This window comes from Vibrio rhodolitus (assembly GCF_003350325.1).
In the GTDB taxonomy this organism is placed as follows: Bacteria; Pseudomonadota; Gammaproteobacteria; order Enterobacterales; family Vibrionaceae; genus Vibrio; species Vibrio rhodolitus.
Map to the genome: position 1 here is coordinate 1 of NZ_QLYZ01000032.1, position 21,613 is coordinate 21,613.

Annotated in this window: 23 protein-coding genes and 6 tRNA genes; 4 read left to right on the plus strand and 25 right to left on the minus strand. The window is 46.0% G+C overall.

Annotated features, from left to right (window positions below):
* The 9 genes from DPF93_RS20165 to fkpA all read right to left on the minus strand — a co-directional run.
* Positions 1–221: GTP-binding protein (locus DPF93_RS20165; RefSeq protein WP_244204753.1), on the minus strand; the 221-nt coding region annotated here is incomplete at its 3' end.
* Positions 222–373: 152 nt separating this feature from the next.
* Positions 374–2,473: an elongation factor G gene (gene fusA, locus DPF93_RS20170; RefSeq protein ID WP_114767828.1), complete on the minus strand. Its 2,100-nt coding sequence runs from the start codon at positions 2,471–2,473 to the stop codon at positions 374–376.
* A gap of 143 nt (positions 2,474–2,616) precedes the next feature.
* Positions 2,617–3,087 (minus strand): 30S ribosomal protein S7, encoded by a 471-nt coding sequence (gene rpsG / locus DPF93_RS20175; protein WP_053397177.1) that lies wholly within the window; start codon positions 3,085–3,087, stop codon positions 2,617–2,619.
* A gap of 100 nt (positions 3,088–3,187) precedes the next feature.
* Entirely contained in the window at positions 3,188–3,562 is a 375-nt protein-coding gene (rpsL, locus tag DPF93_RS20180; protein WP_004399892.1) for a 30S ribosomal protein S12, read from the minus strand.
* A gap of 180 nt (positions 3,563–3,742) precedes the next feature.
* Complete coding sequence (gene tusB, locus DPF93_RS20185; RefSeq protein ID WP_114767829.1) at positions 3,743–4,018, minus strand: sulfurtransferase complex subunit TusB; 276 nt, start codon at positions 4,016–4,018, stop codon at positions 3,743–3,745.
* Between the two features lie 9 nt (positions 4,019–4,027).
* Positions 4,028–4,384 (minus strand): sulfurtransferase complex subunit TusC, encoded by a 357-nt coding sequence (gene tusC, locus DPF93_RS20190; RefSeq protein ID WP_114767830.1) that lies wholly within the window; start codon positions 4,382–4,384, stop codon positions 4,028–4,030.
* A complete protein-coding gene (gene tusD, locus DPF93_RS20195; protein ID WP_114767831.1) occupies positions 4,381–4,773 on the minus strand; it encodes a sulfurtransferase complex subunit TusD in 393 nt (130 codons plus the stop codon). The genes tusC and tusD overlap by 4 nt, the downstream gene beginning before the upstream one ends.
* Positions 4,770–5,492, minus strand: coding sequence for a helix-turn-helix transcriptional regulator (locus tag DPF93_RS20200; protein WP_114767832.1), 723 nt, complete (start codon positions 5,490–5,492; stop codon positions 4,770–4,772). Before DPF93_RS20200 ends, tusD begins: the two co-directional genes overlap by 4 nt.
* 240 nt (positions 5,493–5,732) lie before the next feature.
* On the minus strand, positions 5,733–6,515 hold the full coding sequence (gene fkpA, locus DPF93_RS20205) for an FKBP-type peptidyl-prolyl cis-trans isomerase (RefSeq protein WP_114767833.1): 783 nt from the start codon (positions 6,513–6,515) through the stop codon (positions 5,733–5,735).
* Between the two features lie 133 nt (positions 6,516–6,648).
* Between fkpA and DPF93_RS20210 the strand changes: the two genes are divergently transcribed.
* Both DPF93_RS20210 and DPF93_RS20215 read left to right on the plus strand, forming a co-directional pair.
* Positions 6,649–7,626 (plus strand): WD40 repeat domain-containing protein, encoded by a 978-nt coding sequence (locus tag DPF93_RS20210; RefSeq protein WP_114767834.1) that lies wholly within the window; start codon positions 6,649–6,651, stop codon positions 7,624–7,626.
* 4 nt (positions 7,627–7,630) lie between these two features.
* The gene (locus DPF93_RS20215; protein ID WP_114767835.1) at positions 7,631–7,858 is read left to right on the plus strand and encodes a SlyX family protein; all 228 of its coding nucleotides are present in this window, start codon (positions 7,631–7,633) and stop codon (positions 7,856–7,858) included.
* Positions 7,859–7,874: 16 nt separating this feature from the next.
* Here the strand turns inward: DPF93_RS20215 and DPF93_RS20220 are convergent, their stop codons facing one another.
* The 9 genes from DPF93_RS20220 to tsaE form a co-directional block, all read right to left on the minus strand.
* Positions 7,875–8,060 carry a DUF2065 domain-containing protein gene (locus tag DPF93_RS20220; RefSeq protein WP_114767836.1) on the minus strand — a complete coding sequence of 62 codons (186 nt, stop codon included), beginning with the start codon at positions 8,058–8,060 and terminating at the stop codon, positions 7,875–7,877.
* Between the two features lie 76 nt (positions 8,061–8,136).
* Positions 8,137–9,105 (minus strand): protease modulator HflC, encoded by a 969-nt coding sequence (hflC, locus tag DPF93_RS20225; RefSeq protein WP_114767837.1) that lies wholly within the window; start codon positions 9,103–9,105, stop codon positions 8,137–8,139.
* A gap of 2 nt (positions 9,106–9,107) precedes the next feature.
* Positions 9,108–10,295 carry an FtsH protease activity modulator HflK gene (gene hflK / locus DPF93_RS20230; protein ID WP_114767838.1) on the minus strand — a complete coding sequence of 396 codons (1,188 nt, stop codon included), beginning with the start codon at positions 10,293–10,295 and terminating at the stop codon, positions 9,108–9,110.
* Between the two features lie 45 nt (positions 10,296–10,340).
* On the minus strand, positions 10,341–11,630 hold the full coding sequence (gene hflX / locus DPF93_RS20235; RefSeq protein WP_114767839.1) for a ribosome rescue GTPase HflX: 1,290 nt from the start codon (positions 11,628–11,630) through the stop codon (positions 10,341–10,343).
* Between the two features lie 39 nt (positions 11,631–11,669).
* Entirely contained in the window at positions 11,670–11,936 is a 267-nt protein-coding gene (gene hfq / locus DPF93_RS20240) for an RNA chaperone Hfq (RefSeq protein ID WP_114767840.1), read from the minus strand.
* 183 nt (positions 11,937–12,119) lie between these two features.
* Positions 12,120–13,067 carry a tRNA (adenosine(37)-N6)-dimethylallyltransferase MiaA gene (gene miaA / locus DPF93_RS20245; protein ID WP_114767841.1) on the minus strand — a complete coding sequence of 316 codons (948 nt, stop codon included), beginning with the start codon at positions 13,065–13,067 and terminating at the stop codon, positions 12,120–12,122.
* Positions 13,064–15,064, minus strand: coding sequence for a DNA mismatch repair endonuclease MutL (gene mutL / locus DPF93_RS20250; RefSeq protein WP_114767842.1), 2,001 nt, complete (start codon positions 15,062–15,064; stop codon positions 13,064–13,066). Before mutL ends, miaA begins: the two co-directional genes overlap by 4 nt.
* Before the next feature lie 14 nt (positions 15,065–15,078).
* Positions 15,079–16,797: a LysM peptidoglycan-binding domain-containing protein gene (locus DPF93_RS20255; RefSeq protein WP_114767843.1), complete on the minus strand. Its 1,719-nt coding sequence runs from the start codon at positions 16,795–16,797 to the stop codon at positions 15,079–15,081.
* Positions 16,791–17,255, minus strand: coding sequence for a tRNA (adenosine(37)-N6)-threonylcarbamoyltransferase complex ATPase subunit type 1 TsaE (gene tsaE / locus DPF93_RS20260; protein ID WP_114767844.1), 465 nt, complete (start codon positions 17,253–17,255; stop codon positions 16,791–16,793). Before tsaE ends, DPF93_RS20255 begins: the two co-directional genes overlap by 7 nt.
* 190 nt (positions 17,256–17,445) lie before the next feature.
* Between tsaE and queG the strand changes: the two genes are divergently transcribed.
* Positions 17,446–18,567, plus strand: coding sequence for a tRNA epoxyqueuosine(34) reductase QueG (gene queG, locus DPF93_RS20265; protein WP_114767845.1), 1,122 nt, complete (start codon positions 17,446–17,448; stop codon positions 18,565–18,567).
* 607 nt (positions 18,568–19,174) lie between these two features.
* Here queG and DPF93_RS20270 read toward each other — a convergent pair.
* From DPF93_RS20270 to DPF93_RS20295, 6 genes are all read right to left on the minus strand, one after another.
* Positions 19,175–19,250, minus strand: a tRNA-Gly gene (locus DPF93_RS20270).
* Between the two features lie 33 nt (positions 19,251–19,283).
* Positions 19,284–19,360 (minus strand) — tRNA-Met (locus DPF93_RS20275).
* 39 nt (positions 19,361–19,399) lie between these two features.
* Positions 19,400–19,475: transfer RNA gene (locus DPF93_RS20280), tRNA-Gly, on the minus strand.
* A gap of 33 nt (positions 19,476–19,508) precedes the next feature.
* Positions 19,509–19,585: transfer RNA gene (locus DPF93_RS20285), tRNA-Met, on the minus strand.
* Positions 19,586–19,624: 39 nt separating this feature from the next.
* A tRNA-Gly gene (locus DPF93_RS20290) sits at positions 19,625–19,700 on the minus strand.
* Between the two features lie 45 nt (positions 19,701–19,745).
* Positions 19,746–19,821, minus strand: a tRNA-Gly gene (locus DPF93_RS20295).
* Positions 19,822–20,198: 377 nt separating this feature from the next.
* Here DPF93_RS20295 and DPF93_RS20300 point away from each other — a divergent pair.
* Entirely contained in the window at positions 20,199–20,909 is a 711-nt protein-coding gene (locus DPF93_RS20300) for a hypothetical protein (protein ID WP_114767846.1), read from the plus strand.
* 56 nt (positions 20,910–20,965) lie between these two features.
* Here DPF93_RS20300 and orn read toward each other — a convergent pair whose 3' ends face one another.
* Entirely contained in the window at positions 20,966–21,511 is a 546-nt protein-coding gene (orn, locus tag DPF93_RS20305; protein WP_114767847.1) for an oligoribonuclease, read from the minus strand.
* Positions 21,512–21,613: the final 102 nt, after the last annotated feature.

The following is a 21,613-nucleotide window of genomic DNA, read 5'->3' on the forward strand; positions in this document are numbered from 1 at the left end:
GTTGGAGTGTCGTACTCTACGTGTGAAGTAGAGATTGTGATACCGCGCTCACGCTCTTCTGGAGCGTTATCGATAGATGCGAAGTCACGAGCAGCACCGCCGTAAACTTTTGCAAGAGTAGTACAGATAGCTGCAGTTAGAGTTGTTTTACCGTGGTCAACGTGGCCGATAGTACCAACGTTTACGTGCGGTTTTACACGTTCAAATTTTTCTTTAGACACGTTCGTGTTCCTTCCTAGTTATGATTCGTCGTGACCAGAATTGATCATCGACGCGCCAGAATCTGCTATTTTATGCGCCAACGTCCGTCAGCGCAATATTTGGACGTATTGATCTTTAAAAAAGTCGAGGACTTTTTTCGATCTTGCGTCAATTAGTAACCACGCTCTGCAATGATTGCATCTGCAAAGTTCTTAGGTACTTCCGCGTACTCATGGAACTCCATAGAGTATGAGGCGCGACCCTGAGTTGCAGAACGTAGGTCTGTTGCATAACCAAACATTTGAGATAGTGGTACTTGAGCACGAATGATCTTAAGACCAGCGTGACCTTCATCCATACCTTCGATCATGCCGCGACGACGGTTTAGATCGCCAACAACATCACCCATCCAATCTTCAGGCGTAGTTACTTCAACTTTCATCATTGGCTCAAGAATGACTGGACTAGCTTCTAGTGCGCCCTTCTTGAATGCCATTGAACCTGCGATTTTAAACGCCATTTCGCTTGAATCGACATCATGGTAAGAACCATCAAATAGTGTAGCTTTAATATCTAGAACTGGGTAACCAGCTAGAACACCACTATTCATTTGTTCTTCGATACCTTTCGCTACAGAGCTGATGTACTCTTTAGGAACTGCACCACCCACGATCTCATCAACAAAGACGAAACCTTCACCCAGTTCAGAAGGTTCAAGTTTGATCCATACGTGACCGTATTGACCGCGACCGCCTGATTGACGAACGAACTTGCCTTCCACTTCCGCTGTGCCACGAATGGTTTCACGGTAAGCAACCTGAGGTTTACCAACGTTGCAATCAACGCTGAATTCACGCTTCATACGATCAACGATGATGTCTAGGTGAAGTTCACCCATACCAGAGATCAGAGTCTGACCTGTTTCATCGTCGGTTTCCACGCGGAAAGATGGATCTTCTGCCGCTAGTTTACCTAGTGCGATACCCATCTTGTCTTGATCTGCTTGAGAGCGCGGCTCTACTGCAATCTGAATAACTGGCTCTGGGAATTCCATGCGCTCTAGAATCACTTTGTGGCTCTGGTCACACAGAGTTTCACCCGTCGTTACGTCTTTCAGACCGATTGCAGCTGCGATATCACCTGCGCGAATCTCTTTAATTTCTTCACGCTTGTTCGCGTGCATTTGCACGATACGACCAAAGCGCTCTTTCTTGCCTTTTACTGAGTTGTAAACAGAGTCACCTGTGTTCACAACACCAGAGTAAACGCGCATGAAAGTTAGCGTGCCCACAAATGGGTCGGTCGCGATCTTGAATGCTAGCGCTGAGAATGGTTCGTTGTCGTCAGCATGACGCTCAACTGGCTTCTCATCGTCATCAATACCTTGAATCGCAGGTACATCAACTGGCGATGGTAAGAACTCAACCACAGCATCTAGTACAGCTTGAACACCTTTGTTCTTGAACGCACTACCACAAGTAGCCAGTACGATTTCATTATTTAGTGTACGAGCACGTAGCGCTTGCTTGATCTCAGCTTCAGACAATTCACCTTCTTCAAGGTACTTGTCCATTAGCTCTTCACTCGCTTCCGCTGCCGCTTCAACTAGATTGTTGCGCCATTCTTCAGCAAGCTCGACCATGTCAGCTGGAATGTCTTCGTATGTAAACGACATGCCTTGATCGGCTTCATTCCAGTTGATCATCTTCATCTTGATAAGGTCGATAACACCTTTGAACTCTTCTTCAGCACCAACGTTTAGCTGGATTGGAACAGGGTTCGCACCAAGACGGTTTTTAATTTGTTCAACAACGCGTAGGAAGTCTGCACCAGTGCGGTCCATCTTGTTAACAAACACCATGCGAGGCACTTGGTACTTGTCAGCTTGACGCCATACAGTTTCAGACTGAGGTTCAACACCAGAAGAACCACAGAATACAACCACGGCACCATCAAGCACGCGTAGAGAACGTTCTACTTCGATAGTGAAGTCAACGTGTCCAGGGGTGTCGATGATGTTGATGCGGTGATCTTGGAATTGAGCTTCCATACCGCGCCAGAAAGTCGTCGTTGCAGCAGATGTGATAGTGATACCACGCTCTTGCTCCTGCTCCATCCAGTCCATGGTTGCTGCACCATCGTGAACTTCGCCGATTTTGTGAGAAAGACCAGTGTAGAACAGAATACGTTCAGTTGTGGTGGTTTTGCCTGCATCTACGTGCGCACAGATACCGATGTTACGGTAGCGCTCAATAGGAGTTTTACGGGCCACGGTTGAATCCTCTTAACGTAGGGACTATTGCTATGACCAAGGAGTAACGTAAAAATGCTAACCCCCAGATATAGCAATAGTTCCTAGCAAATGCATAGGAACTAAAGAAGTGCAGCAAGGAACCTTGCTGCACTATAAAGGTATTACCAGCGGTAATGAGCGAATGCTTTGTTCGCTTCTGCCATACGGTGAACGTCTTCACGTTTCTTAACAGCAGTACCTTTGTTTTCTGACGCGTCTAGCATTTCAGCAGCTAGGCGAGCAGCCATAGATTTTTCACCACGCTTGCGCGCAGCTTCAACAACCCAGCGCATAGCAAGTGCGTTACGGCGAACCGGACGTACTTCTACTGGCACTTGGTAAGTTGAACCACCTACACGGCGAGATTTAACTTCTACCGCTGGGCGTACATTTTCAAGAGCTTCTTCGAATACAGCTAAGTGATCTTTACCAGATTTCTCAGCCATAGTGTCTAGTGCAGTGTAAACGATTTTCTCTGCAGTAGATTTTTTACCGTCAACCATTAGGATGTTAACGAATTTTGCCAGCAGTTCAGATTTGAACTTTGGATCTGGAAGGATCTTACGCTGACCAATAACGCGACGACGTGGCATGGATTTTCTCCGTTGTCTTCTTCAGGTTTTATCCAAAACTTTTCAGTTTTTTCAAAAAATTCAAAATAATTTAGTGTTTGGCCTTACTTAACGGAATCCATTAAGACTTAGGACGTTTCACACCGTACTTAGAACGACCTTGTTTACGGTCATTTACGCCAGCACAGTCTAGTGCGCCGCGAACAGTGTGGTAACGCACACCTGGAAGGTCTTTAACACGACCACCACGGATTAGAACAACTGAGTGCTCTTGAAGGTTGTGACCTTCACCGCCGATGTACGATGTAACTTCGAAGCCGTTTGTCAGACGTACACGACAAACTTTACGAAGTGCTGAGTTAGGTTTTTTAGGTGTAGTAGTGTAAACACGAGTACATACACCACGTTTTTGTGGGCACGCTTCTAGTGCAGGCACGTTGCTTTTAACAACTTGCTTTGCACGTGGCTTACGTACCAACTGGTTAATAGTTGCCATTAACTAGCTCCTGATTTACTTGAAAGTAAGCTTTGTGAAAAATCTATCCCGAATCGCCATATGGCAATACGGGACGCAAAATTCTATGCAGCAGTGAGATGTGTGTCAAGAAATATACAGATCTTTTTTGCCCTTCGGGAGTCTGGTAACACTTCATCCCTTACTGTTCTCTGATATCACTTAGCTCCAGGTCAGAGAATTACTGTGCTTGGCGGTCAACTCAACAAACTGGGAAAAGTCGACTTGAGTGCAGGAAGGACTGACACGGTTTTGAATGCCACGCGCCTGCACATCGGCAATCAGCACACATGCATCTATTGTTTTGAGTATAGAAAACATCGGATGTTGTGCATTGCTGGCGTAGACCGCATCTTCAACCAAGATCACTTGATCGCCGGCTTTATATAGAGGCATCAGTTCGTTGAGGGCGGAGAGAGATTTGACGATATGTAGCATAATCAACTCTTAAAAAGACAGTAGTTTGCCAGCTTGATGCAGCTTGGCTTGAATCTCGAGCGAGTCGAGACGTTCAACATCAATCACTAAATCAGCTTGAGCCAGTCCACGTTCAGCGAGTGATGTCTCACACACATACACTTGCTCGATATCGTAAAGGTCAAACAGCTTCAACATTGGCGCGTAGTCTTTACTAAGAATTTCATTTGGCTGCTGCCCTTGCAGTAATTGATAGACACCATCGCCAATAAATAACACGCTGATGTCTTCACAATACGCTGACGCTGCCAACAAAGCATCCACACCTTCACGACCTGCAGAAGTGGTGTGAGGCGAGGTGCGAAATAGATACGTTAATTGACTCAAAACTGCACCACTCTATCTTGCACAAGCATCGCTTCGGCTAAGCTGCCTAAACCGGCTTGATGAAAGCCCTCGGCGAGGTTGAACTGGGTTAAACCGTGCTGTGACGCTTCATCTTGACTGACGATACCACGGCGCAATGCGGCGGCAACGCAGGTTTCTAAACGCACATTGTGTTGCTGCGCAAGTGTCTGCCAAGCTTTGGTCAAATCAAACTCATCGTTGGCTGGCACACTTAAGCCAGTGCCGTTGGTCACGCCATCTTGGTAAAAAAACACACTCACGAGAGTGTGTCCTTGCTCAATCAACGCACTGGCAAACTGATAAGCGCTGCGCGCTGACTGGCTACCATACACCGAGCCATTCACCACCAGCGTGTAAGTTAAACTCACTTCTCATCATCCTCAGTTTTACGCTGACGGATATACAGATATACCGTATGTTTCGAGATATTTAGACGATCTGCCACGCGGTTGATGGCATCTTTAATATCAAAGATACCTTTGTCGTACAGCTCCATCACGATCTGACGGTTCTTGGTGTTGTTTGATACCGACTTATCCGCGTTGATCTCTTCAATAGTACGTTCAACCGTTTGGTCCACCAGCTCTTCTACGTCACTAGCAAAGTTAACTGAAGACGCCGCATCTTTGGCTTCTTGCGTTGGCATAAAAGATTGCAGCACTTGTGAAAATGGTGCATCGAGATTGACGTTGACACACAAAAGACCAATAACACGATTGTCGCCATTGCGAATCGCCACGGTAATGGACTTCATCAACACGCCGCCCTTAGCGCGAGTAAAGTATGAACGAGAGAAGTTACGCTCAGAGCCTTCGATATCTTTTAGCATGCGCAGGGCTAAGTCGGTGATTGGCGAACCTACTTGGCGTCCGGTGTTTTCACCGTTGGCAATCTTGATTGCAGAAGTATTTAGGTCTTCTAACGAGTGAAGAACGATCTCACAGAAAGGACCGATCAAGCTGGCAATGCCGTCGACGACCGCTTCGTAAGATTTCAGTATGATTTTGTCGTGCTCACTGAATGGCATCACGTTGACGGATTCCATTTCGAGCAACATATCCGTATTTAGGGTTTCTGTCGTCGTCACTTTTTTTAGCCTTCGAGCGATTAATCAACAAATTGACGTAAGTTTATCAGAAATTTTGAATAGAACACTAAGCTATAAGGCGAACTAGTGATTTAGTACAAATAAATCCGAAGCTTTTTGTTCGTCAATAAGATGCAACAACCTGCTTATAAAACATTTTTGCGACGCACAGTTTAAAAACGATTAGATACAAAAAAGGCCCGGAAAATCCGAGCCTTACTACGTTATCTAATGGATTGATTATTGAGCCGCTTGCTCTGCATTATCAATGCCCACTAGCTCAACTTCGAAAACTAAGGTTGAGTTTGCTGGAATGCTTGGCGTATCTTGCTCACCGTAAGCAAGCTCAGGCGGGATAACAAACTTGAACTTAGAACCAACTGGCATTAGCTGAACGCCTTCAGTCCAACCTGGGATCACACGGTTAAGTGGGAAAGTCGCTGTTTCACCACGATCGTATGAGCTGTCGAATTGAGTACCGTCGATCAGTGTACCTTTGTAGTGCACTTCAACAGTATCAGTATCTTTTGGCTGCTCACCTTCCGCAGGTGTTAGCACTTGGTACATTAGACCTGTATCTGTGGTTTTCACGCCATCTTGCTTAGCGAACTCAGCACGGAAATCATCGCCAGCTTTCTTCGCTGCCGCGGCTTTCTCTGCTGCTTGCTTTTGCATGTTTTCTGCAACACGCTTATCTAAGCCTTCTAATGCTGCGCGAATTTCGTCTTCATTCAACGCCGCTTTATCAGCAAACACATCTTCAATGCCTTTTAGCACCAGCTCTTTTTTCAAATCGATACCAATTTCGCTTGGCTTCTCGATGCTTTGCGCTAGGTAGTTCGCAAACGAAGCACCAATTGCGTAAGCTGCTTTGTCATCTTCAGTCTTAAAGTGAACCGCTTTCTCCGCTTGCACTTGCTCTACTGCAGGTTTGACTTCTTGCTTTGGTTCTTCTTCTTTTTGGCAGCCAACCGCTAGCATTACTGTAGCTGCAAGCAGTGACACTTTAAAAATTGATTTCATTGAATTCTCCAATTGATGGCGTTTGCCATTGTGCACAAATCTTGAATAAAAACTGGTGTGCATCAGCGTGATGTACCAATATACCTAATATGCTTTCAAATTAATGAAAACCAAGTAAATATTTGGGACTTTAATGCGATTATTTGTAAACACTCTTGTAAGTGTCTTTGTCATCATAGCGTTAAATGGCTGCTTTTTCTCAAATTCAGACGATCAACGCTGGATTTTAGAGCCCAAAGGCACCAGCAGCCTGGCACTCAGTCGCGATGCACATTTCGCTTTACTCTATTCCAAACAAAATCAGTTGGTTTTGTGGGATTTGTACCAATCAAAACCACTGGCAGAGCTTGGCGCTCAGGACCAACAAGCCAGTACGGTTTCTCACATCCGCATCTCTGACAATGGGCGCTATGCCATTACTGCCAGCCAAACCAATTTCGCTGTATGGGACTTAGCTTGGACACAAGCCGAAGGTCTATGGTCGATATCAGACGGCACGATTCGCGATGTCGATATCGCCAACAATGGCGAGCAAGTGCTGCTTGGTCTGTCCAACGGTAAAGCGATCTATGTCAACTTGGGCACCGGACGCCGCTTAGAGTTCCTTGCCCATCGAGAAAAAGTTAATTCCGTTGCCCTAGCGCCAAATGGGCGATTCGCCCTCACAGGGGGCAATGACTACAATGCTTACCTGTGGGATACAGAGAGTGGGCAAGCACTGCATAAGTTTGAACATCAGCAAAGAGTGAATCGTGTCGCGTTGCACCGCGATGGTCAGTATGGGTTTAGCTCCGATGGCGGCAATCATGCCGTAGTGTGGAATCTGGTCTCGGGTGAGCCCGTCTCGCAATTAAGCAGTTTTTCACGTCAATTGATTTTCTCAGCCGCACGCTTTTCTGATGATGGCAGTAAACTTATCACTGGCACACCATCGAGTCGTGTCATGGTATGGGACAGCCAAACAGGCAAACGCTTGGATGGATTTGAAGCTGAGCCGTTAAAAGATGCTCGTCCTCCACGAGCAGTAGTGTATGATGCAGCCTTCGACAATCAAAGCCGCGTCGTCACGGGTACTTCCGCCGGTATCGCTCAGGCTTGGAAATTAGATTAAGACCATGACAGAAAAGCATATCAATGAATTAGAGAACCGCATCAACGACTTGGAATGCCAGATCGCTTTCCAAGAACAAACCATTGATTCGTTGAATGATGCGCTTAGCCAGCAACAACTGCTGATCACTAAGATGCAAGATCAGATGAAGTATGTGGTAGGCAAGATGAAGAATATGGATAGCTCTAATTTGGCTGATCCATCAGAAGAGACGCCACCACCGCATTACTGATGATGGCGTAAGAGACTCAAGCAAAACAATAAGCGATTACTGCACCGGCAACCACAAGACAGCCACCAATGCGACGCAAATGCGTGTCAGGTTGCCTGCTTAGCTCTGCAACCATATTGCGCCAACCGTTTGGAGCAATCAGAGGACCCAAGCCCTCCACAATCAAGACTAAGCCAATCGCTAACCAAATTGAGTTCGACATCATTATCTCTCTGCTTAAACCAAGTAAATCAAAAAAGGCTCCTTACGGAGCCTTTTGCTTATCTATTCAAAGACGATTATTGAGCGCCTTTCGCATCATTCATGTATTGGAAGAACTCGCTGTTCGGATCCAGTACTAGAATATCACTCTTCTCGCTAAATGATTTCTCATACGCGCGTAGTGAACGAATAAAGCTAAAGAACTCAGGATCTTTGTTGTATGCATCTGCGTAGATCTTCGCCGCTTCTGCGTCTGCATCACCTCGAGTTACTCGAGCTGTTTTGTCTGCTTCGGCTAGAATTGTTGCCACTTCAAGTTCAGCTTGCGCACGGATAACTTCCGCTTGCTCACGACCTTGAGAACGGAATTGGCGAGCTACCGATTCACGCTCAGCACGCATACGATCGTAGATTGACTTACTGATACTGTCAGGAAGGTTGATCTTCTTCATTCGGAAGTCAACGATGTGGATACCTAAATCTTCCATCGCGTCTTTACGAGTGCCGTTAAGAACATTCTTCATGATGATGTCACGTTCGCCATCGATCTCTAATGCTTCTTTCGCCGCTTCAGTGGTCACTTCCGCTTCGTCATCTGGCAGGATATCAGTGTTACGTGGACCTGATACGATCTGCTTGATTTCACGAGCACCGATCTCAGAACGCAGTACGTCTGTTACTTTACGGCTCAATAGCGTTTGCGCTGTCGCAGCGTTACCACCGCCTGTTGCTAGGTAGTATTGACCAAAGTCTTCGATACGCCATTTCACGTACGAGTCGATGATAACGTCTTTTTTCTCAGACGTTACGAAACGGTCTGCACGACCATCCATGGTTTGAATACGTGCATCCAGAGTGTTTACACGATCAAACAATGGCATTTTGAAATGCAAGCCAGGCTCGTAGATACGAGCGATTTCGTTGTTATCTTTCAGTACTCGACCGAAACGAATTACGATACCACGCTCCCCTTCAGGGATAACGAATAGTGACATTAGCATCAGTACTAACGCGACTACTAAAACAGGGATCATTAACTTACGCATTATTAATATCTCCCTTGACGTGTAGTAGTTGAGCGTGACGATGAGTCAGAACTCGGAATATTCAACTGTGGCTCCAATTCGATCTGGTCGTAAGTTGACGTTTGTTGTGTGGTGTCTTTCTTCGAACTGCCTTTCTCACCAGCCAATTTATCAATTGGTAGGTAAAGTAGGTTACCGCTCGATTCAGAATCAATCAGCACTTTAGACGTACTTGAGTACACCTGCTCCATTGTATCTAGGTATAGGCGGTTACGCGTTACTTCTGGCGCTGCTTGGTATTCAGGTAGCAGTTTCTCAAACTGAGCAACTTGACCCAATGCACCATTGATAGTGCGCTCGCTGTAACCTTGAGCTTCTTTTAACAGACGCTCAGCACGACCTTTCGCTTTAGGAATAATATCGTTTTGGTAAGCTTCTGCTTCACGTTTGAAACGTTGCGCGTCTTCTCGAGAAGCGGTTGCATCATCAAATGCATCTTTTACTTCTTCTGGCGGACGAGCATCTTCAAAGTTCACCGCAACAACTTCGATACCCATGTCGTAACTATCAACGATCTTCTCAAGCGTAACTTGAGTATTTTGACGAATCGATAGACGACCGCTGGTTAGAATGCTATCCATCAATGAGTCACCGATCACTGCACGTAGTGCAGAATCCGTAGCTTGACGTAAGCTGTCATCAGCGTTGGTTACACGGAATAAATATTTGTATGGATCAGCGACACGATATTGCACGTCCATTGCAACAGTTACTACGTTCTCATCTTTGGTCAGCATAAGACCCGATGAACGTAGCGAACGGATTGCTTGCACGTTAACTGCGGTCACTTCGTCGATAAAACGAGGACGCCAGTTAAGACCAGGATCGACCACACGATCGTATTTACCTAGTCGCAGAACAACACCGCGCTCTGCTTCGCCTATGGTGTAGAAGCCAGCAAAGAACCAAATAGCGACTGCGATTGCAGCAATAACACCAAAACCTAGTGCACCACCACCACCGATAGTCGGGCCTTTACCACCCTTTCCACCTAACTTTCCACCCAGTTTCTGACTCAGTTTATTGAAGACTTCGTCTAAGTCTGGCGGTCCTTGATCACGGCCACCTTTGTTACCGCGATTATTATTACCCCAAGGGTCATTATCGCGGCCATTGTTGCCGTTGTTATTACCAGGCTCATTCCACGCCATTAGAAAGCTCCATCATTTGATATGACGTTATACTGTAGCAGTCATTTAAGTAACTATAAAGTCACGTAAAACTGCCCCTTCTCTTTTTTCAAGTCTAGACCAATCTACCTGTTGCATACGAATATTTATCAACAAGTTACCATCTTGGTCATATTCTTCTTGCTGAATACAATTCATTTGGAAGAATGTACTACGTAATCGACCTTGATGTTGTGGCGGAATACACAATTGGTATTGCACCATCTGACTCGCTAGTCGCTCAGTCAAGGCGGTGAATAGAAGATCAATACCCTTGCCTTCCATTGCTGATACCCAAACTGTGCGAGGAATACCTTCCTCATCACGTTCAATACGTGGTTCTTGCCCGTCTAGATTATCAATCTTGTTCATGACAACTAGAGCTGGCACCTCGTGGGCATCAATCTCTTCTAGTACTTCTTGTACAGCTTGCATGTTCTCACGAAAACGCTCATCACTGGCATCGACAACATGTAACAAAATGTCAGCTTCTTGCGTTTCTTGGAGCGTCGCTTTAAACGCCGCAACAAGATCGTGAGGTAGATGTCGAATAAAGCCTACTGTGTCTGCCAGTATCGCGGTTCCGACATCCGCTAGGTCTATTTTACGTAGCGTAGGATCCAAAGTCGCAAATAGCTGATCCGCTGCGTAAACACCCGCTTGTGTAATACGGTTAAACAGGGTGGATTTCCCTGCGTTGGTGTAACCAACCAAAGAGATGGTTGGAATTTCTGCTCGACTTCTTGCTCGGCGACCTTGTTCACGTTGCTTCGCTACTCGCTCCAAACGGCGCAGAATAGCTTTAATACGTTCACGCAATAAACGTCGGTCAGTCTCTAGCTGAGTTTCACCTGGACCACGTAAACCGATACCACCTTTTTGACGCTCAAGGTGAGTCCAACCACGAATAAGGCGAGTCGATATGTGACGAAGCTGAGCAAGCTCAACTTGTAGCTTACCTTCGTGGGTACGGGCTCTTTGTGCAAAGATATCGAGGATCAAACCAGTTCGGTCGACCACGCGACACTGACAAAGCGCTTCTAGGTTACGTTCTTGGGCAGGAGAAAGGGCGTGATTAAAAATCACAATGTCTGCATCTGTCGATTGCACGATTTGTGCGATCTCTTGAGCTTTACCCTCACCGACATAGTACTTAGGGAGTGGTGACTGGCGGCTGCCCGTTACCACGTGTAACGAAGACACACCAGCAGAAGACACCAACATTTCAAATTCGTTGAGATCTTCCCACTCCCCTTCTTGCGTGAAGTTGATATGAACAAGTACGGCTCGCTCACCGGCTTCATAACGGTCAAACAAGCATCAACTCCTCAATGTAAAACTAATTGTAATCAGAGATTAATCTTCCGATTTATCTGATTGACGCTCACCATTTTGTGGGCGGTCACCGCTGTGGTGGCTTACTGGGCGCGCAGGAACTACAGTAGAGATCGCGTGCTTGTACACCATTTGGTTAACCGTGTTCTTCAATAGGATCACGAATTGGTCAAAAGATTCGATCTGACCTTGAAGCTTAATTCCGTTCACAAGGTAGATAGACACTGGAATACGCTCACGGCGTAAAGCGTTTAAGAATGGGTCTTGTAGAGATTGCCCCTTAGCCATTTTATTTTCCTTATTTTGTAATTTTGTTTTAGTTATTTAGCTAGCGGTATATTGCAACAGTGAAGTGTTACATCTGAGCTAAACGAATATAAAAACACCCCTGAATTACTGTTATGGCGGTAAATACCACAAAATTCAAGTAACAGATCCTTTACAGGGCACATTCACGCAAAAGCGATCACATTATACACAGCTTGAACTGCCCGATGCCACGGCATTTGAAACAGTTTCTAGTGCTTGTTCAATGTTTTCGCTATCTAACCAAGTTAAATTATCCCAGCTGCGTAACCAGGTAATTTGTCGCTTGGCCAATTGGCGGGTTGCACAGACACCACGGAAAACCGCTTCATCAAGGGTGCATTGCCCATCCAAATAATCCCACATTTGTCGATATCCCACGCAGCGGATCGACGGTAAATCAGGATGAAGATCCTCACGTGCATAAAGCGCACGCATCTCATCTTCAAAACCTGCTGCCATCATTTTCTCGAAGCGCAGTTCAATACGACGGTGGAGCTCAGCCCTTTCCTTGGGAGCTATAGCAAATTGTTTTACGTCAAACGGCAGGCTTTCACCCTTAGTTTGTGTTAACTCTGTAAGAGTTTTACCCGAAATTCGATAAACTTCCAACGCCCGTGACAATCTTTGTGGATCGTTAGGGTGTATACGTTCAGCGGAAACGGGATCAATCTCACGTAATTGATCGTGCAGCACGTGCCAACCGTGAGTCAATGCCTCTTGCTCAATTTGTTTACGTATTTCAGCATTTGCAGCCGGAAGTGGTGACAAACCTTCCAATAATGCTTTGTAATACAGCATGGTCCCGCCCACCAGCAGTGGAATTTTCCCCTGCGCAACGATCTGATTCATTTCAGCAATCGCATCACGACGAAAATCAGCCGCGGAATACGATTCGGTTGGATCGAGAATATCGATCAATCGATGCGGGGCGAGCGCCAACTCCTCTGCGTCCGGTTTCGCGGTGCCGATGTCCATTCCTCGATAGATCAATGCTGAATCTACTGAGATAATTTCAACCGGGTATTTCTGACGTAGTCGAATGGCTAAATCCGTTTTACCTGACGCGGTCGGCCCCATTAAAAATAGAGCTAAAGGTAGTTGTTTATTCATAAATTAAAGGCTGCAATCGTGGCAGAAAAATCAATCGGTCTTACAAATTGGGTATCGTGCAAAGGAAGCGTTCCTTGCCAAAGCATTTCTACTTCCGCAACAATTTGAATCGCTTCAGATAAAGTGTAGTCATTTTTTACTCGAACAACTTGATCCGCCAACCATTTGGACAACGTGCCAATAGACAAGTTCGCACTCAATTGGCTCTGCTCTGCGTTCAAAGCGGCGTAAGATAACAGATCTGGGATAAGCTGTTGTAAATTTTGTTGGCGTAATGGTGCAGGCACACCCATCACCATCACGGTTTGCTGGTTGCGAAACTTAATCTCGATACCAAGCTGAGACAACAGTGGCTGATTATGCTCAAGCGCTGCTGCCTGGGGCGCATCAATTTTCAATGAAAGCGGCACCAAAAGCGGCTGAGTTTTTAAGCCTTGCTCACCTACTTGCAACTGCCCATAGACCCGCAACCATTCCGCTTTCGCGAGCGAAACTAAATGCGCGCCAGCTTTGTCTGCCATCAAAACAAACTGACCCGACGCCATGCAAATCGCTTTACCCAATGACTCTACCGGCTGATTGTCTTGAGGCGTGCTTAATGTTGTTGTCGCCTGTGGCAACTGCATTGGTGGCACGTCCGGAGTTTGCATCAACTGCTGATAGACCGCAGCTTCCTGTTTGGAAGGCGAGGGTTGTCCATAACGATCATTGGTTTTAGAGCGAGGCATTGGACGGCTCTCCACCCAATCACTGCGACTTGTCTGTAGCTGCGTAGCCTCACCTTTTGGCTGCGGCTCACTCACTCGCCCTGGATAGCTTGGCACGCGTTCAACGGCTTGATATACCTGCTCGGGTACTGCTTGTTCATCTGCACGGTGCGAGCTATCTGGCATTACGACACTTGGGGGCTCTGCTTGCTTCTGCTCTGTTTGCTCCAGTTCGCCTTGGTCATTAACCTGATGAAACGCAGAGGCGTTTACCTCAGGTCTGTCAATATGATGGCTTTGCGCGAGCGCATCCGCTAAGGCTTGATAGATAAAGTCATGCACTAAGCGGGCTTGATGAAAGCGCACTTCATGTTTAGCAGGATGCACATTGACATCCACTTGATGAGGATCGATTTCGATAAAGAGCACATAGGTAGCAAACTGATCAGGACGTAAGCTGGTTTCGTAGCTTTGGCGTATCGCATGATTGATCAATTTATCTCGCATCATACGCCCATTGACGTAGCAGTACTGTAGATCGCTTTGCTGACGAGCTCCATCTGGGGTGGTGATCCAGCCGTGTAGCTTTAAGCCTTGGTGTTCAAGTTCAATCTTGAGCATGCTGCGCACAAACTGATTGCCGCACACTGCCGCAATACGCTTTTCTGCCTGTAGTTCATTCTTTGCCGCTCGGTACTGTTTGATCAATTTACCGTTGTGGCGCAAGTTGATGGTGACATCAAAACGGCTCAACGCGATACGTTTGATCAACTCATCAATATGAGCAAACTCGGTTTTTTCGGTGCGCAAGAACTTACGACGAGCTGGGGTGTTGAAAAACAGATCCAACACCTCTACTGACGTGCCAATCGGATGCGCAGCAGGTAGCAGCTTTACTGCCATATCTCGCCCTTCACTGTGCGCCGCCCAGGCTTGTTCTTGGGTTGCAGGACGAGAAGTGAGGGTTAAACGCGATACAGAGCTGATACTCGCTAAGGCCTCACCACGAAAACCCAAGCTCATGATCGCCTCGAGATCATCAAGCGAATGGATTTTCGAGGTAGCGTGTCGGCTGAGCGCCAACCCAAGCTCATCTTTAACAATGCCTTTGCCGTTATCACGAACACGAATAAGCTTAGCGCCACCTTTTTCGATATCAATATCGATACGGGTCGCACCTGAGTCCAAGCTATTTTCCACCAGCTCTTTTACTACTGAAGCTGGTCTCTCTACCACCTCGCCTGCCGCAATTTGGTTCGCCAGTCGAGCCGGTAGGATCTTGATCGTCATATTGCTAAAGCCTACTAATTGTTAGGGATGATAAGCGTCTGACCAACGGCTAATTGATCAGACTTCAAGTTATTGGCGCGACGTAAACTGTTTACACTGACCCCATATTTCTTAGCAATCTTGCCGAGGAACTCACCGCGTTGCACCTTGTGTTTACGCAGCGGTTGATCTTTCAGACTCACGGTAATTTTCAGTTTTTGTCCCAACTTGAGGGTATCTGAACGCAGCTTGTTTTCTCGCTTAATATCGCCAACCGACACCTTGTACTTGGCAGCAATCTTGCCAAGGTACTCGCCCCTTTGCACCGTATGGGTAATGGTCTTAGTCTCAACAGGGTTGCTTGCTTTCGGCACCGAAACGCTCGCTTGGGCGCCAGGGATCGTCAAGGTTTGACCAACCGCTAAGCTGGTGCTTTTCAGATTGTTGGCAGACATAATTGCCCGAGTCGAAGAGCCGTACTTCTTAGCAATGACCGACAAAGACTCGCCACGCGACACTTTGTGCTTAATGCTCTTACCGCGGTTGGCAAATAAGGTGCCCTCCGGTGGGTTTTCTTCAAAGTACTTCACTATCGCTTGGGTCAAAGAGCGCGCCAGTTTATCTTGGTGGCTACGTTGGAACAGCAATCGCTCTTCTGTTGGGTTAGAGATAAAACCCGTTTCTACCAGTACCGATGGAATATCCGGCGACTTTAACACCGCAAGGCTGGCATTAACCGGCTCTTTCTTATGCAGATGCACCCCAGCACGCCCCATCTCACTCAAGATCTTAGTAGCAACCTTGTAGCCTTCTTTTTGTGAGTGGCTAAATTGCAGATCGAGTAGCGTTTGACTGACGTTTTTATCGTTGTTGTTTTTCGCCAGCACTTCACCTGCACCACCCAATAGCTGTGACTGCTCTTCATGGTTTTCAACCCAACGCGCGATCTCTGTATTGGCGCGACGCGTATTCAGCACAAACACAGAACCGCCACGAGGTTTCGGCGAATGGAATGCGTCGGCGTGAATCGACACCAGTAAATGTGCTTTATTCTTGCGCGCAATCTCTGAACGTTTATTAAGATTAACAAAGTAGTCGCCACGGCGTGTTAACACCGCTTTCATGCCCGGGATCGCATTAAGTTGATCCGCCACTTTCTTCGAAATCGCCAGTGTGGCGTGTTTTTCATACTTACGTGTAGGACCAATCGAGCCTGGGTCTTCACCACCGTGACCGGCATCAAGTGCGACCACAATATCTGCGGTTCCCAGCAATTGTGAAGCGTCACGACTTACTTGAGTCTTACTTGGTGAAGTTGGCGCGGCTGTCGCTTTACTGCTGCCATGGCTAATATCCACCACTAAACGGTGACCATATTGCCCGCCAGGCGTTGGGGCTAACTTAAACAACTGAACCGGTGTTTTCTTTGTTAGCTCAAACACCAGACGATAAGTGCCAGAATTTGGTGGGCTACTCTTGCGAATTTTACGCAGCACCGGGCTGCCTTGAACCGTCAAAGGCAGCTTGGTTTTTAGCTGGGTATCTTTAAGATCAACCACGAGACGATCTGGGCCAGACAGCGTGAAGTAGCTGTACTCGGCTTCTGACTTGAGATCAATAACAACGCGGGTCTCATCTGGCGATGGCCAAACTCGCAGACTTTCTAATGCATTTGCCCATGAAGAAACAGAAAACAGCGATAACGCTAGGGCAAAACATAAGGTGAAGGCACGCAAAGGATGCAAGATCAACATAACTCCAATTGGTCTAGAAGACTCATTCCATAACTGTTGTTAGCCGCGACAGTGGCAATTCTTTGCTCGCCGTTGTAACGGATCGTAATATCAAGATCTGCCTCAGGCAGTAAACCCGCCCCTTTTTCAGGCCACTCCACAAGACAAATTGCATCAGAAGTAAAATAGTCACGAATGCCCATAAATTCGAGTTCTTCTGGATCCGCTAAGCGGTACAAATCAAAATGGTATACTTGCCATTGATCCAGTTGATACGGTTCAACCAAGGTGTAAGTTGGACTTTTTACATTACCCTGATGCCCAAGCGCACGCACAAAACCACGGCTAAATGTCGTTTTGCCCGCACCAAGATCACCGTGTAGGTAGATCGTTGTTTGTTGCGAACATAGGGCTGCCAGTTTTGTCCCTAGCTGAATCGTTGCTTGTTCATCGGATAGGGCAAATTGTTTCGTGCTCATAACTATTCTTCTCTAAAATGACTATATAAAAATCAAAAGAACTCGAATAGTAAACTGGGTTGGAATTGAGAGACAAGATCTCTTGTGTAAGTTAAAGGAAAATATTCGTAACTATTGCGCATTATCCTTGCTAGATTCGACCTAAAAGATCTTGTAAGATCCCGCCCCCTTTTGTTTGAGTAGCGCGCACATGAACTATCAAGAACTGGCAGATAAAATCAAAATTTGGGCCAAAGAACTTGGCTTTCAAAAAGTTGGTATCTGCGACGTTAACTTGCAAGAACATGAAGCCGAGCTACAAAAGTGGTTGGATGCAGGCTACCACGGCACAATGGACTGGATGGCGCGTCATGGCATGATGCGAGCTCGACCTGATGAGCTACTACCCGGAACAGTGCGCGTTATTAGTGCTCGCATGGACTATTTACCACCGCAAGCTCAGTTTGCTGCGAACCTAAACAATCCCAATCACGCCTACATCAGTCGTTACGCGCTGGGTCGTGACTACCACAAATTAATTCGTAACCAGCTCAAAAAGCTGGGTCAACTGATTGAGCAAGAGGTTGAAGCACTCAACTGCCGACCTTTTGTCGATTCTGCTCCAATTCTTGAACGACCTTTAGCGCAAAAAGCTGGATTGGGTTGGTCAGGCAAGCACTCACTTATCCTCGATAAAGAATGTGGCTCATGGTTTTTTTTGGGAGAGTTGCTGATCGATTTGCCACTTCCTGTTGATACGCCAACTGATGACCAATGTGGTAACTGCAAAGCGTGCATCACCTCATGCCCTACCGGTGCAATTGTTGCCGATGGTGTGGTCGATGCCAGACGCTGTATCTCTTATCTCACGATCGAGAACAGCGAGAGCATACCGGTCGAGTTTCGCAAGGCAATGGGGAATCGAATTTATGGCTGTGATGACTGCCAACTTGTTTGCCCATGGAATCGTTTTGCTTCAGTAACTGAAGAACAAGACTTCCATCGACGCAAGGCACTGCAAAGCCCCGATCTTGTCGAGCTCTTCAATTGGGACGAAGCGACCTTTCTCAAAAATATGGAAGGCTCTGCCATTCGTCGTATTGGTCATCAGCAGTGGTTACGCAATTTATCCATCGCAATGGGCAACGCCCCATACTCGCAACGAATTTTGCAAGCTTTAGAAGCACGGATCGGAATATCAGCATTGCTTGACGAACATATCAACTGGGCTATGGATGAACAGCTGGCACAAATTGGTGAACGAAGTTCAATTCAGATAAAGCACGAACGACTTATTCGTATCGTTGAGAAAGGGTTACCCAGAGACGCATAATGCTTGCCAACTTTCTCTCTGGTTTATTTGATTTGGTTCCCAATTTATTAATGTGGAAAAAAATCAGCTCAAACAAGCAAATTAATAAACTCGTGAAAGTTAATCACAACAGGAATAAATGACTAGGATCAATGTTCTTTGAGTTAATGATCCTTTATTTTCTAGTGGCAAACGTTAAACCCACAAGTAAAACCTTTAAAAACAAAGGTTTACATTTTTGGCTATTTAAAAATGTGACTAGTGTTCAGAGAAAGATCATTTTTTTAGGTGTTATTCAGACCTAAAATTCAGGTTACCCACCAAGTTATCCACAGAAGCGTTTTTGTGGATAAGTCTGTTAATTGTCCTGATTTAGTCTGTATATATGACGGTTCGCTCGCTAACAATTTTTTGTAGAGAGTAAAAAATTAAACGCCCGCCTAACGAGTAGGTGGACTTAATATACTTTTTGGGGATTTATGCTTCACAGCATTAGAAAGAGCGGATGGTCTAGGACCAAATCAAATGTATCTGACATTTGAAGGGAAATCGAAGTGATGTGAATAGTTTGTCCGTATCTGGACGAAACACGATGTTTCTCGTGTTAGATCTCATCACTTCTAAAATTTGGAGCGACACACGAGGTTCGAACTCGTGACCTCAACCTTGGCAAGGTTGCGCTCTACCAACTGAGCTAGTGTCGCAWTGATAAATCGCCTGAGCAATTCATCTTAATGTGGTTGCGGGAGCTGGATTTGAACCAACGACCTTCGGGTTATGAGCCCGACGAGCTACCAAGCTGCTCCATCCCGCGTCCGGATGTCATTGTTAAGTACAATGAGGACTATCTATTTGGAGCGACACACGAGGTTCGAACTCGTGACCTCAACCTTGGCAAGGTTGCGCTCTACCAACTGAGCTAGTGTCGCAWTGATAAATCGCCTGAGCAATTTATCTTAATGTGGTTGCGGGAGCTGGATTTGAACCAACGACCTTCGGGTTATGAGCCCGACGAGCTACCAAGCTGCTCCATCCCGCGTCCGGATGTCATTGTTAAGCACAATGAAAGCTTTTAATTTGGAGCGACACACGAGGTTCGAACTCGTGACCTCAACCTTGGCAAGGTTGCGCTCTACCAACTGAGCTAGTGTCGCATATCATTATTCAAAGCATAATGAGCGCTTTCCCACTTAAAAAAGTGGAGCGACACACGAGGTTCGAACTCGTGACCTCAACCTTGGCAAGGTTGCGCTCTACCAACTGAGCTAGTGTCGCATCTAACAACGTTTCCGTCGTTCAGGGCTGCGAATTATAAGAGCATTTTTTTGTGATGCAAGTCCTTCTTGCAAAAAATCTTAGTTTTTTTCTCGTTTGATGAAAAAGCACACAAAACAACACAAATAAAGCTCAGGTTGTTCGAATATTGAACTGAAAAAATCAATAAAAACAAGACTAACTGCCGAGCAACAACTTACGCCATGAAAATAAAAAACGCTATTTTAAGGTAAATTTAATTCGCAATTGAGATGTAAGCCAGTAATTCGATTCACATTTTTTATCCATACTGGTCTAAATGTATCCAATTCGATATAACAGGTGGCTGATTTTTATTCGTGATGATTTGATTGCAATTGCAAAAGATGGAGCTCGCAATGGCAGTATCTAAACCGTGCTTTCACCTCGTGACCTTTTTGTTGTCTGTTTTTGTGCTAATTGGATGTGGCTCGATGCCCAAACCGGTGCGCAACTTAGGTAAGACAGATGTCGATTTTGTCATGGACGTGCACGTCAAAGAACAAAAAGAACTGTTAATGGAATTGACACGCAAGCTCTATGTGCGCAACCCCGATCAGCTAAGGAAAATTGATGGCATGACGTTAGAAGATCGCATGCTACAAATTTTTGGCCGCCCTGGAGAGCTGGAGTCCGAACCGCTCATTTTTGATGAGCTAGAAGGAAAAACCAGCATTGATGCAATCTTGCTGTCTTTCGATGATTCCTTTCAGGGAGACCGTGTTTTTGCCGCCGTGGTCGGCTTAGCTGAAATGTTGCGCCGCTCATACAACCACCAGCAAGAGTTCTTTATTCTCGACTCCTTAGATGAACAATCACTGTATAACAGTGCGCGTAATATCGAAATTTTTGTCTGGCGTCTCTACCACCGTCGAGATGAGCAAGGTCAATTATATTTGCTCAGTAACCACTATAACGAAAATGAATTTGATGTGAGCTTCGACCGGATCTTTACCAAGATGGTGATGGTACAAGATATGATGGCGCTGATTGTGGCAGATAAAACCAACCGCAGTATTACCAAAGTCGCTCATGGTGTGGCTCAATTTGTCTTCCTACCCGTGCCATAGCGCAGACAAAAACAAAAAGCCGCAGACAATGCTGCGGCTTGAATCAAAAACTTACGTTAGATTTTGAAAATCGTTTGGCGGTAGTATTTCAACTCCGCAATGGATTCACGAATATCGTCTAACGCTAAATGGCTGCCTTGCTTAGAGAAGCCATCCAAAATCTCTGGCTGCCAGCGACGAGTCAGCTCTTTTAGCGTGCTGACATCTAGGTAACGGTAATGGAAGTACTCTTCAAGCTCTGGCATGTGCTTGTATAAAAAGCGACGATCTTGACCGATACTGTTACCACAGATTGGTGATTTACCTTTCGGTACCCATTGCTCTAAGAAAGCGATGGTTTGGCGAATAGCTTCTTGCTCATCCACTTGGCTATTGCGAACACGCTCCACTAAACCACTGTTGGTATGAGTATTGGTACACCAATCATCCATTTTCGCCAATTCTTCTTCTGGCTGATGTACTGCCAAAACCGGTCCTTCAGCGAGGATATTCAGCTCACTGTCAGTGACAATGGTGGCGATTTCAATGATTTTGTGAGTTTCAGGATCAAGTCCCGTCATCTCTAAATCGACCCAAATTAAGTTTTGATCGCTAAAGGACATAAATCGTTGCCTATTGGTTTTTCGCTAAAAAAGGTACTATACCCAAATTCGGATACCCAAGATAGCAAACTCAGGTATCGAACCTAAGAGAAATAGATTAAG

Excerpts from the sequence above, each read along its gene's own strand:
- rpsG (WP_053397177.1), bottom strand. The coding sequence starts at position 3,087 with ATGCCACGTCGTCGCGTTATTGGTCAGCGTAAGATCCTTCCAGATCCA.
- rpsL (WP_004399892.1), bottom strand. The coding sequence starts at position 3,562 with ATGGCAACTATTAACCAGTTGGTACGTAAGCCACGTGCAAAGCAAGTT.
- tusB (WP_114767829.1), bottom strand. The coding sequence starts at position 4,018 with ATGCTACATATCGTCAAATCTCTCTCCGCCCTCAACGAACTGATGCCT.
- fkpA (WP_114767833.1), bottom strand. The coding sequence starts at position 6,515 with ATGAAATCAATTTTTAAAGTGTCACTGCTTGCAGCTACAGTAATGCTA.
- DPF93_RS20210 (WP_114767834.1), top strand. The coding sequence starts at position 6,649 with ATGCGATTATTTGTAAACACTCTTGTAAGTGTCTTTGTCATCATAGCG.
- DPF93_RS20215 (WP_114767835.1), top strand. The coding sequence starts at position 7,631 with ATGACAGAAAAGCATATCAATGAATTAGAGAACCGCATCAACGACTTG.
- DPF93_RS20220 (WP_114767836.1), bottom strand. The coding sequence starts at position 8,060 with ATGTCGAACTCAATTTGGTTAGCGATTGGCTTAGTCTTGATTGTGGAG.
- hflC (WP_114767837.1), bottom strand. The coding sequence starts at position 9,105 with ATGCGTAAGTTAATGATCCCTGTTTTAGTAGTCGCGTTAGTACTGATG.
- hflK (WP_114767838.1), bottom strand. The coding sequence starts at position 10,295 with ATGGCGTGGAATGAGCCTGGTAATAACAACGGCAACAATGGCCGCGAT.
- hfq (WP_114767840.1), bottom strand. The coding sequence starts at position 11,936 with ATGGCTAAGGGGCAATCTCTACAAGACCCATTCTTAAACGCTTTACGC.
- miaA (WP_114767841.1), bottom strand. The coding sequence starts at position 13,067 with ATGAATAAACAACTACCTTTAGCTCTATTTTTAATGGGGCCGACCGCG.
- mutL (WP_114767842.1), bottom strand. The coding sequence starts at position 15,064 with ATGACGATCAAGATCCTACCGGCTCGACTGGCGAACCAAATTGCGGCA.
- DPF93_RS20255 (WP_114767843.1), bottom strand. The coding sequence starts at position 16,797 with ATGTTGATCTTGCATCCTTTGCGTGCCTTCACCTTATGTTTTGCCCTA.
- tsaE (WP_114767844.1), bottom strand. The coding sequence starts at position 17,255 with ATGAGCACGAAACAATTTGCCCTATCCGATGAACAAGCAACGATTCAG.
- queG (WP_114767845.1), top strand. The coding sequence starts at position 17,446 with ATGAACTATCAAGAACTGGCAGATAAAATCAAAATTTGGGCCAAAGAA.
- DPF93_RS20300 (WP_114767846.1), top strand. The coding sequence starts at position 20,199 with ATGGCAGTATCTAAACCGTGCTTTCACCTCGTGACCTTTTTGTTGTCT.
- orn (WP_114767847.1), bottom strand. The coding sequence starts at position 21,511 with ATGTCCTTTAGCGATCAAAACTTAATTTGGGTCGATTTAGAGATGACG.